At 42.8% G+C, this 9915-nt stretch carries 8 protein-coding genes; 5 read left to right on the top strand and 3 right to left on the bottom strand.

The window, feature by feature from the left end; translation table 11 throughout:
* Positions 1-464: 464 nt before the first annotated feature.
* The 3 genes from Q0614_RS03395 (at position 465) to Q0614_RS03385 (ending at position 2639) form a co-directional block, all read left to right on the top strand.
* Positions 465-1274, top strand: coding sequence for a class I SAM-dependent methyltransferase (locus Q0614_RS03395; protein ID WP_298786527.1), 810 nt, complete (start codon positions 465-467; stop codon positions 1272-1274).
* 265 nt (positions 1275-1539) lie between these two features.
* Positions 1540-1872 carry a hypothetical protein gene (locus tag Q0614_RS03390; RefSeq protein ID WP_298786526.1) on the top strand — a complete coding sequence of 111 codons (333 nt, stop codon included), beginning with the start codon at positions 1540-1542 and terminating at the stop codon, positions 1870-1872.
* Entirely contained in the window at positions 1830-2639 is an 810-nt protein-coding gene (locus tag Q0614_RS03385; protein ID WP_298786525.1) for a hypothetical protein, read from the top strand. Before Q0614_RS03390 ends, Q0614_RS03385 begins: the two co-directional genes overlap by 43 nt.
* Before the next feature lie 288 nt (positions 2640-2927).
* Here Q0614_RS03385 and Q0614_RS03380 read toward each other — a convergent pair whose 3' ends face one another.
* From Q0614_RS03380 to Q0614_RS03370, 3 genes are all read right to left on the bottom strand, one after another.
* Positions 2928-4559: a cation:proton antiporter gene (locus Q0614_RS03380; RefSeq protein ID WP_295152028.1), complete on the bottom strand. Its 1632-nt coding sequence runs from the start codon at positions 4557-4559 to the stop codon at positions 2928-2930.
* A 486-nt stretch (positions 4560-5045) separates the two neighbouring features.
* Positions 5046-5357, bottom strand: coding sequence for a helix-turn-helix transcriptional regulator (locus Q0614_RS03375; protein WP_298786524.1), 312 nt, complete (start codon positions 5355-5357; stop codon positions 5046-5048).
* Between the two features lie 12 nt (positions 5358-5369).
* Positions 5370-6284 (bottom strand): DnaJ C-terminal domain-containing protein, encoded by a 915-nt coding sequence (locus Q0614_RS03370; RefSeq protein WP_298786523.1) that lies wholly within the window; start codon positions 6282-6284, stop codon positions 5370-5372.
* Positions 6285-6452: 168 nt separating this feature from the next.
* On the opposite strand from Q0614_RS03370, the gene Q0614_RS03365 reads away from it, so the two are divergent.
* Together Q0614_RS03365 and Q0614_RS03360 are read left to right on the top strand one after the other, a co-directional pair.
* Positions 6453-7874, top strand: coding sequence for a Do family serine endopeptidase (locus Q0614_RS03365; RefSeq protein ID WP_298786522.1), 1422 nt, complete (start codon positions 6453-6455; stop codon positions 7872-7874).
* Between the two features lie 853 nt (positions 7875-8727).
* Positions 8728-9915 (top strand): hypothetical protein (locus Q0614_RS03360; protein WP_298786521.1); only part of this gene is annotated, 1188 nt, incomplete at its 3' end.

The raw sequence follows: 9915 nt of genomic DNA, 5'->3' as shown, positions 1-9915 counted from the left end.
GTGCAGATAATCCAAAGCATCGGAAATTTGCTTTATAAAATTACGAAAAAGTAGGGGTTTAGACGGGGCCTCTTGCTATCGCGAAAAGTAAATGTACGAGCAATGACGCATACCGCAAGCGGTATTTGACTGCGCCCAAGCTTTGTCTTTTTGTGTTCGTATCCGGCTATTTGTACTCTTGCTTGCACTCAAATTCTACGCTTAGCTTCGGGCATTCATTCTCCGTGTTCGTAGTAGCAGATTAAAATTTTGATTTATGAGCGGACTTTCTAAAATTTAGCTTCGATCGTTCGGTGAAAATTTAAAGAATTTAGAGCATATAAAATACGCAGAGGTGAGCTTGCCTTAGCACTCTCGCCGGGCGGTTTGAAATTTCAGGCAGGTTTGGGCGCGGTGCGTAAATTTACGCCAAAATTTAACGAAAATCGGTGCGGTCTGCCCGATAAATTCAGGAAAGGATAAAGATGATTTTAGCTTCAAACTACGATGAAATCGACTTTGATGCGCTCTATAAGGCGCAAAAAGCAAAAAGCTCATTCGGTAAAAAACCGGCAGAGCATTGGGACAAAAAGGCGCCAAGCTTCAACGAAGGCGTGATGAAAAGTGCCTACGCGCGCGAGTTTATAGACAAGGTTGATTTTGCTGGTGTCTCCACGCTGCTTGATTTTGCGTGCGGAGCGAGCGCGCTAAGCGTGCTGGCAGCGGAAAAGGTGGATCAAATTTACGGCTATGATTTTTCGCCCAAAATGCTGGAATTTGCCCGCGAGAATGCTCAAATTTATGGCGCGAAAAACATTAAATTTGCGCAAAAGGCCTTTGAGGACGACTGGTCTGACGTGCCTGCGTGTGATCTCGTTTTCGCCTCGCGCTGCCTTGAGGTGGACGATCTAAAAGCCGCACTTAAAAAGCTTCTTTCAAAGACCAAAAAGGCGCTTTACATCACGTTTAAAGTGGGCGGTAGCTTCGTGGACGGGGATATTTTGGACGCGATAGGGCGCGAAGTGGAGCAAAAGCCAGACTTCGTCTATCTTTTAAACATCCTATTTCAAATGGGCTATTTGCCGAGCCTCAGCTATATCAAAGCCTGGTGTCACGGCGGCGGAGCGAAAAGTGCGGAGGAGTTTGTGCAAAAGACGCGCTGGGGGCTTGGCGGCGAGCTAAGCGGTACGGAGGAAGCGCGGCTAGCGAAGTATTTTAACAGCGGCAAATACGAGCCAAAGCGGGATTTTATGCACTGGGCATTCGTGCGGGTGGATAAAACGAATGAGCTTTAGCTTAGTTGCCTTATTTTATGAATGAAGCAGGATAAATTTTGAAGCTAAATTTAGCTAGAAAAGAAGCGTAAATTTAGCCTGCCAAAAATTTTATCGATTAAATTGCAAGAGCCGGTAAGTATTCGCTTTTAAAAATTTAATGCAAAATCGAGATTGTTTGCCTGCTAAAAAAGAAGCAAGCCAAAAAGCTCGCTTCATTAAATTTAAAACGCTACGGAGTAAAAAAGCAAAATTTGAGCTAAAATAACCGAGAAAAGCGGTAAAAATGCAAGCACAAAAAGACAAAATCTCCGCGGACATCGGCCAAATTCCGCAAGAAATTTTAAAAAGCTACGATAGATTTCGCTTTTGTAGATATCTGTTTTTTGGGACACTTTTGACCTTCCTGATTTATATCGTCGTGTTTCTTACGTTTGTAAATGATGCGCCCATAATGTCGTTTTTATGCATGCTCGCACTATCTGCGATAAATATACTCGTCTGCCTAAATAGGCTGAAGTATAAAAAATATGCCCTGCTTTTATTTAGTGATGCAGATAAGGCCTTTATGCTTATATGGATACATGTGGCTGCGTATTTTACGTCCTTTATGCTTTAATCGGATTTTATTTACAGATAAAATATCACATAGACTGGGATACGCGTCAGATTATACCCGCTATTTTTATCGCTATTCCGGTGGCGATAATAACATATAACGCAAATCCGGAATTTGACGCCGATGAGACCGTGTATCTACCGGCACCAAAATCGCAGACAAAAATCGGCGGAGCGGTCGCTGATAAAATTTCCGGCGAGCAAAATTTTAACAAAACAAACGGCGAGGCGCAAGGCGCCCAAGATGAAGCCGCTAAATTTGAGCAAAAATTTAATGACGCGAGCCTTGAAGCAGAATCTATCCAAAGAAAAGAGGAGGCGCTGGAATACGGCAAAGCTCTAGAACAAATTGCAAAAAATTTAAAGCAAAAATATCAACTTCACCGCTTGATCAGATTTACTTTCGTGAGTTTTGCGACAACGGTTTTTTTGATTTTATTTTTACCAGATTCGTACGAATTACGCTGGGCATTTGTAGTTAGCGCCGTTTGCACGATTATATTTTTCTTTTCAAAGCGTAGATACAGCAAACTTTTCGTAGAAAATCCCGAAAAAAGCAATACGATTTTCGCGATAGAAAATTTTGCGATTGTGACGCTAGTTTTGTATCTCCCACTCTCGGAATTGCTCTTTTCTCAAGGACGAAGTTACGATAATATGGCTCTGATTCTTGGGTATCTGTATTTGCCGATAGCTCCGATATTGTTTATAACGACCATCGTTTGTCTAGCACGCAATTTAAGCGTTTATAAAGAGATAAAAGAGTGAAATTAGTAAAATTTAAACGAATTTTTAAATAACTTTATCGCGCAAATATACTTCATCGGCTCCTTGTCGGAGTATCCTTTTGCTGTGGAATGACAGCTTAAATTTAGAATTTAAATCAATCCAAAGCAGCACTTTGCGTCTTTAAATTTGCAAGCCCGCCATTTAAACATATCTATTATCTGCGTTTATTAAAACGCTTTAAATTAGCTGAGTATAGAAGCAAGAATAAAGAGCGTGGATATTTTAGGCATAGCAAATGCGATTAAATTTGATCTTAAACGCTCAAGACTACTGCGTTAGCTTGCATTTCAGCGCCTCTTGTAAAAGCGCATTGGCTACTACTCTCTCCTTTTTTACGAAGATAAAATTTTCGCCGTATTCGCTCTGCAGCTCGCTTTGTGGATCGGCGCCCGTATGCATCACTATGATATTTGCTTTTAGATTAGAGCCGTTTAGCATCTTAGCGACGATGTCGAGCTTTTGCTGATTTGCGATCGTTAGGATGATGACCGACGCATCGCGCGCATGCAGCTCGTCGATCGCAGTTTTTTGCATTATATTTACAAAATATATATTCTCTCCGCGCGATTTGCCCAGATCTACAAGCTCTAAATCGCTCTCGGCGACTACGTATAGCAGCCCCTGATCTTTAAGGCGCAGCACCACTTCCTGCCCTATCCTGCCGTAGCCTGCTACAATGATATGATTTTTCATCGGCGGGATTTGAGTTTTATGCTCCTCATCCTCGAGCTTTTCAACCTTGGACTCGAAACGGTTGGCGATTTTGTTTAAATTTTTAAGGATAAACGGCGTTAAAATCATCGTCGCGGTTACGACTGTAATTAAAATTTGCCCGTTTTCCTTACTTAGCATATCGCGGCTCATCAGCAGCGAAAAGATCGCAAGCGCAAACTCACCTATCTGACATAGCGATAGCGCCGCTTTTAGCGCTATCCTTTTGCCGGTCGAGAGAAATAAGATCGCGTAAATCACAACCGTTTTAAGCGCCATTATAACGATAATAGCGAGCAGGATCAGCCCATAGTGCGAGACGATGACTTCAAAATTTATCTGCATGCCAATCGTGATGAAAAAAAGTCCGAGCAGTATGTCTCGAAACGGCGTCAGATCGGCCTCTATCTCGTGTTTATACTCGGTTTCTGCGATTAGCATGCCCGCGATAAACGCACCTAGCGTATATGAAAAACCAAAAACATGCGCCAAAAAGCTAGCCCCCACGACGGTAAAAAGGATGGTCGCGATGAAAATCTCTTTAGAATTTGTCCTTACAACGTAGTAAAGGAAGCGATTGAAAGCAAATTTGCCGAGCACGAAAAGGATCACTACCACTATGGCGGCGCTTACGGCGGTTTTTAAGATTAGATAGTTCACGGGGGTATTGTCGGTCGAGCCGAATATGTCAATCATCAGCAAAATAGGGATGACGGCGAGGTCTTGAAAGAGCAGGATGCCAAGCACCTTGCGCCCGTAGTTTTGGTTGATTTCGCCCGTTTCGTTGAGTGTTTTTAGCACGATCGCCGTAGAGCTAAGCGCGAGCGCTAGCCCGATAATCATCACGGTTTTTATGTTTCCGCCGAAAGCTTGATCGATGATGAGCGCTAGAATAATACCGGTGCCGAGTACTTGGAGTATGCCATTAAAAAACACGTCCTTTTTCATACTCATCAGGTGATGGAAGCTAAACTCAAGCCCGATGGTAAACATCAAAAAGACGATGCCAAATTCCGCCAGCTCAGACATATGGGCGTTTTCGACGCTGCTTAGGCTATAGATCTGCGAAAAGCACACGCCCGCGACGATATATCCGATGATAGTGGGAATTTCAAAAATTTTAAAGACGATATTTAGCACTATCGCAAGCGCCGTGATCGCAAGGAATAGCTCTATAACAAGCTCCATTAACTCCCTTTTTTGTAAGATTATACGTAAAATTTAGCGCTAAATTTATTGTCAAATTTTACATTATCCGCGACCGTTTATCGGAGGCGATAATCGATGAAATTTTATCTTTTCATATAAATTTACGGGTAAATTTTATAATGTGATTTTACTAAAATCCCGCTTAAAAATAGAGAAATTATGTCGCACTTTATCGCTAAATTTAGAGGTTCGCGACAAAATTTTAAAGCCTAACACGGCTTGGAATTTTAAATTTTAAAGCTAAATTATATAAGACGGCTTTTAAATTTAATCGCAAGAGAATTCGCCCGGGTTTGTTTAGCGCAACTTTAAATTTGACGCGTCCATAAATCCGCTCTGAAAGTCAAAATTTATCGCTTGAATCTACGCTTACGAGGCGATCTTACTTTTTGATAGCATTAAAATTTCAGCTTATAGCGCTAAGATCTCGATTTTTGTTAAGCTTTAATCTTTATCTCGCAGACCTTATTCTGTCTCTCCGCCAAGCTCTAAAATTTTAGCCCGCAGCTCCTCGATCTCGCGCTCATACTCGGCGATCCTTTCTTGCAGGCGAAAGATCACGTCCACGCCCGCAAGATTGACGCCAAGCTCCTTTGTAAGGTTTAAAATCATGCGTATGCGGTCCATATCATGCGCCGAGTACAGGCGCATCTTGCCCTCCGTGCGCCCCGGGCTTACGAGTCCTTCGCGCTCGTATTGCCGCAGCGTCTGCGGATGGATATCTAGGACCTTCGAAACTATCGATATGAGATAAACCGGCTCATCGTAATCATGCATTTTGATGCCTCCTTATAGCTTTTGCAGCGCGGCTTTGACGTCCTCGTCCAGCGAATCGACGTCGGGCAAAACGACATTTACTACCGCGTATAGATCGCCTAAAATTTTACTCTTGCGGTTTTGCACGCCGTAGCCTTTTAAGCGGTATTTCTGCCCGTTTTTGGTATTTTTTGCGATCTTTATTGTTGCGCTTTTGCTCGGCGTCGAAATTTCCACCTTTCCGCCAAACATCGCCGTTTTCAAAGGCACGTCAATCTTTTTGAAAAGATCGTCGCCTTCGCGCGTATACTCGGTGCTTGGCGCGATTTTTATTTCCAAAATTAGATCGCCGCTTTGAGCGCCTGATTTTTGTCCTTTTCCCCTAATGCGTAGCTTCTCACCCGCATTGATGCCCGCGGGTACTTTAAATTTAACCGTCTCACCGCCCACGCGCACGCTCATCTCGCCGCCTTGTATCGCGGTCTCAAAAGGAATTTCAATCGAGCTGTGCGTATCTAGGCTCTGTGTGCCGCCAAATCCGCCGCCGAAACTGCTGCCGCTAAAGCCACTAAAACCTTCGCCACCACCGAAAGAGCTGAAACTAAATCCACCGCGCGATCCTGCGCTTTTTGCGCCGAAGGAGCCGCCGAAAATGCTGTTTAGGATGTCGTTTAGATCGCCCATATTCGCCGAGCCCTGCGCGAAATCGTGGAAATTCTGTCCGCCGAACATCTCGTCGCCATGGCGGTCATACTGCGCGCGCTTTTTCTCGTCGCTTAAAATTTCATACGCGGCGTTGATCTCTTTAAATTTATCCTCCGCTCCGGGCTCTTTATTGATATCTGGGTGATACTTGCGAGCTAGCCTGCGGTAAGCTTTTTTAATCTCCTCGGCGCTTGCTGATTTATCCACGCCTAAGGTTTCGTATAAACTGCTTGTACTTGCCATTTTAATCCTTAAAATCTTAAAATTTATGTAGATTATATCATAAAACTTTAGTGAGTGTCAATCAAGTTTGCTAAATTCTATTTATAAATTTTAATTTTGCGTTAAGAATATATTAGCGGACAAAATTTATAATTCCGCCAAAATTTTATTATCACAAAGGATATAAAAATGAAAAAATCGATCATCATATCGATAGCTTTAGCAGGTGCGCTTTTTGGCGCTAATATAGACATTAAAGAAGCTCCAAGCAATTATGAGCGCGTAAATCCGGGCTTTGATAAAGATGTCGTGCTCTCATATCACAGCTCCGTTGCGGACGTAAAAAAATCCGTCGTCAATATTGCAACTAAAACCAAGATCAAAGCAGGCAACAGCCCGATGTCACAGATGTTTGACGATCCGTTTTTTAAGCAATTTTTCGACTTTGACATTCCACAGCAGCAGGAGCGCGAGGGAAGCTCGCTAGGCTCTGGCGTCATCATCTCCGAAGACGGCTATATTGTCACAAATAATCACGTAATAGAAAACGCTGACGAGATCGTAGTTACGCTATTAGAAGGCGATAAGGAATATAAAGCCAAGGTAATCGGCACCGACCCTAAAACCGACCTTGCGATCATCAAAATCGACGAAAAAAATCTCTCTGCGGTTAAATTTGCCGACTCGTCCAAGGCTATGGAGGGCGATATCGTCTTTGCTATCGGAAATCCTTTCGGCGTGGGCGGCACCATCACTCAAGGCATAATCTCGGCGCTAAATAAAAACAATATCGGGCTAAATCAATATGAAAATTTCATCCAAACCGACGCTTCGATCAATCCGGGCAACTCAGGCGGCGCGCTAGTGGATAGTCGCGGCGCGCTTTTGGGGATAAATTCCGCCATTTTAAGTCGCGGCGGCGGAAATAACGGCGTAGGCTTTGCGATCCCTTCAAATATGGTAAAAGAGATCGCTGAAAAGCTCATCACAAACGGCAAGATCGAGCGTGGCTTTATAGGCGTTACGATCTCAGATATGTCTAAAGATCAAAAAGAGCTCTATGAAAGCAAAGAGGGCGCGCTAATCTCAAGCGTCGAAAAAGACATGCCTGCCGATAAAGCAGGCATCAAGCGCGGCGATTTAATTACCAAAATAAACGGCAAATCTATCAAAAACGCCAACGAGCTAAAAAATTTAATCGGCTCAATGGCTCCAGGAAGCTCAGTGGATGTAGAATTTGAGCGCGACGGCAAAAGCAAGAGCACGACTATCAAGCTAGACGCGATGAAATCCGACTCCACCACCTTAGGCTCAGCCGGCGAGGACTCAAAAAGCGCAATAGAGGGGCTAAAGCTAAGGACGTTAAATGACAGCTTGCGCCGCAAATATAACCTCGACGACGATGTCTCGGGCGCCCTCGTCTTAAGCGTAAAAGATGGCTCAAAAGCCGATGATTACGGCTTTGAAGTAGGCGACGTGATCATCCAAGTCGGTCAAAACGATGTCAAAAGCTCAGACGACTTTGATCGTTATATCAAAGATTACAAGGGCAAAAAGACCCTAGTCTGGGTTATCAGACGTGGAATTCCACAAGGTCTTGTAATCCGCTAAGCTCGGTACACCAAGCTTTAGCTGCGAGAAACGCGCAAGCGTTAAAATTTAACCGCGGCAAGCCCGGACAAAGCATTACAGGAACATTGCAAGTAGTAAGCAGAAACTTTTGAGATTTTGGGCTTTTTGCAAGCGAAATTTCTAGCTTTCGAGCGCAAAAGATGCAAAACTATAAAAATGGGCTTTTGGCGAGCATAAAAGCTGCCGAAAGCCCTCTGCTATTTTAAAGCACCTCCGCCGAAAGCTCTTTGCCATTTCAAAACACCTCTGAAAGCCCAGATTTTTCACTTGAAATTCTTAGAATTTTACTTTTTTGCTTTTGTTTTCACTTGGAATTTTTAAAATTTAACCCTCCACGCCGCTACTTTATCGTTTTTATCGCCTCGTCTGGAACTGCTTTAAAATTTTAATCTCTTTGCTAACGACATATTGTAGAATTATGTGCTTCTAGCCTAGAATTAGTTCAAATTTTAATTTCTCTTGTATATTACTTCACTTTAAATTCTACAAATCCAAATTTATAAAATTTATGCCCTACCCTATTTCTCAATATCAGAAACTGCCGCCTTTTTATTTTAGCGCTTTTCTCGCAGCAACGCTTATTGGGAATCCCGCTGGCTAAATTTTAAGATCAGAATTTTAAAATTTTGCTATTTTGTAATCGTAATTTTTCGTTTAAGCTTCGATAACAAAAATAAGCTGAAATTTTACTTTATTATCGAAAACGTTGCATCACAATACCCATCTTTTCGCATTAAGCTACCTTTTGTTAGGAATTGTATTAAATTTATTGTAAATAGGTATTTTTATTGTATAATGGATAGTTTTTATTTTTTACAAAGGATTATGGATTATGAAAGATATTAAGATACCTATTATTTCCGGGTTGAGTTTGGCGGCGTGCTTAGCTATTGCTCCTTCGCAAGCTTTAGCCGGTAATGGAATCATAACGGTAACTAAAAGCGACGGTACTCCAAGTCAATTATATAAATCATCCGGCGAAAATTACTCGGGTGGCTTCGAAAGCTCCACAAATGCTTATGGACAAAACGATAATAATATAGTAACAATAGAAGGCGTTGCTTCGGGTGGCGTAAGCACTTGGAACCGCACGATCTATGGTGGGGGTAATGGCGACGGCACTCCCGAAGGATCTGACTTCAAATATAGACAAACTAGCTCGGCGGAAAATAATACGCTCAACGTTAATAATGGGGCTACAGTAGCGATACTTGTAGGCGGCGAAGGAAAAGGCGCCAAAAATAACACGGTTAACTTGAATAATGCAGAAGTAAATAATGTCGTACTCGGCGGTAATGGCACATGGTTTGGTAGAACAAATGCCAGCGGAGACGCTATCCATAATGTCGTAAATATAAGCGGTGCTACTAAAGTATTCTACGGCGGCTTTCCAAATTTTGAATACACTGCGGTAATGGGCGGTAGAGCGACCGGTACAAGCCAGGCAAATAATAATGAAGTAAATATCAGCGGTACGCCTACCATTGCTGGCAGGATTGCTGGTGCTGGAGTACAAAACGGCGGCGCAGACGGCAATAAAGTAAATATTACCGGTGTTGTAAATTTAACAAACGTAAATGGAGTAATAGCCTCAAAAGACAGCACCGCCACTTTACAAAATAATATCGTCACTATCAATAACGATGGTGCTGTAGTTACCGATGTTTTAGTCGCTAATGGTACAGGCGGTGGTATTAGCGGTCCTGGCGGCAAAGCAACAGCCAAAAATAATCATGGTAAGCTGATAAAAGGTACAGTAGGAAATATCAACGGCGCATATATGGTTAGTAAAACTATCACCAACCACTCTACTATCGAGGGCGGTCATGTAACTAATTACGCATACGGAAGTTATTATAGAAACGACGCTCATAATCTTGCTTCCAATAGCCAGGGCGATTATGTTACCATCAGCGGCGGTACCGTAGATAAAGCGGTTTATGGCGCTTTTACATATTACGGCGACATAGATGGAGCTCATGTGAATATGAGCGGCGGCAAGGTCACGGGCGCGAATTCT

The sequence above is a fragment of the uncultured Campylobacter sp. genome, assembly GCF_937997595.1.
In the GTDB taxonomy this organism is placed as follows: domain Bacteria; phylum Campylobacterota; class Campylobacteria; order Campylobacterales; family Campylobacteraceae; genus Campylobacter_B.
This window is presented reverse-complemented; position numbering and strand designations above follow the sequence as displayed.

What these genes read in the sequence shown, in the direction of transcription:
- Q0614_RS03395 (WP_298786527.1), top strand. Translation starts at nt 465, where the DNA reads ATGATTTTAGCTTCAAACTACGATGAAATCGACTTTGATGCGCTCTAT.
- Q0614_RS03390 (WP_298786526.1), top strand. Translation starts at nt 1,540, where the DNA reads ATGCAAGCACAAAAAGACAAAATCTCCGCGGACATCGGCCAAATTCCG.
- Q0614_RS03385 (WP_298786525.1), top strand. Translation starts at nt 1,830, where the DNA reads ATGGATACATGTGGCTGCGTATTTTACGTCCTTTATGCTTTAATCGGA.
- Q0614_RS03380 (WP_295152028.1), bottom strand. Translation starts at nt 4,559, where the DNA reads ATGGAGCTTGTTATAGAGCTATTCCTTGCGATCACGGCGCTTGCGATA.
- Q0614_RS03375 (WP_298786524.1), bottom strand. Translation starts at nt 5,357, where the DNA reads ATGCATGATTACGATGAGCCGGTTTATCTCATATCGATAGTTTCGAAG.
- Q0614_RS03370 (WP_298786523.1), bottom strand. Translation starts at nt 6,284, where the DNA reads ATGGCAAGTACAAGCAGTTTATACGAAACCTTAGGCGTGGATAAATCA.
- Q0614_RS03365 (WP_298786522.1), top strand. Translation starts at nt 6,453, where the DNA reads ATGAAAAAATCGATCATCATATCGATAGCTTTAGCAGGTGCGCTTTTT.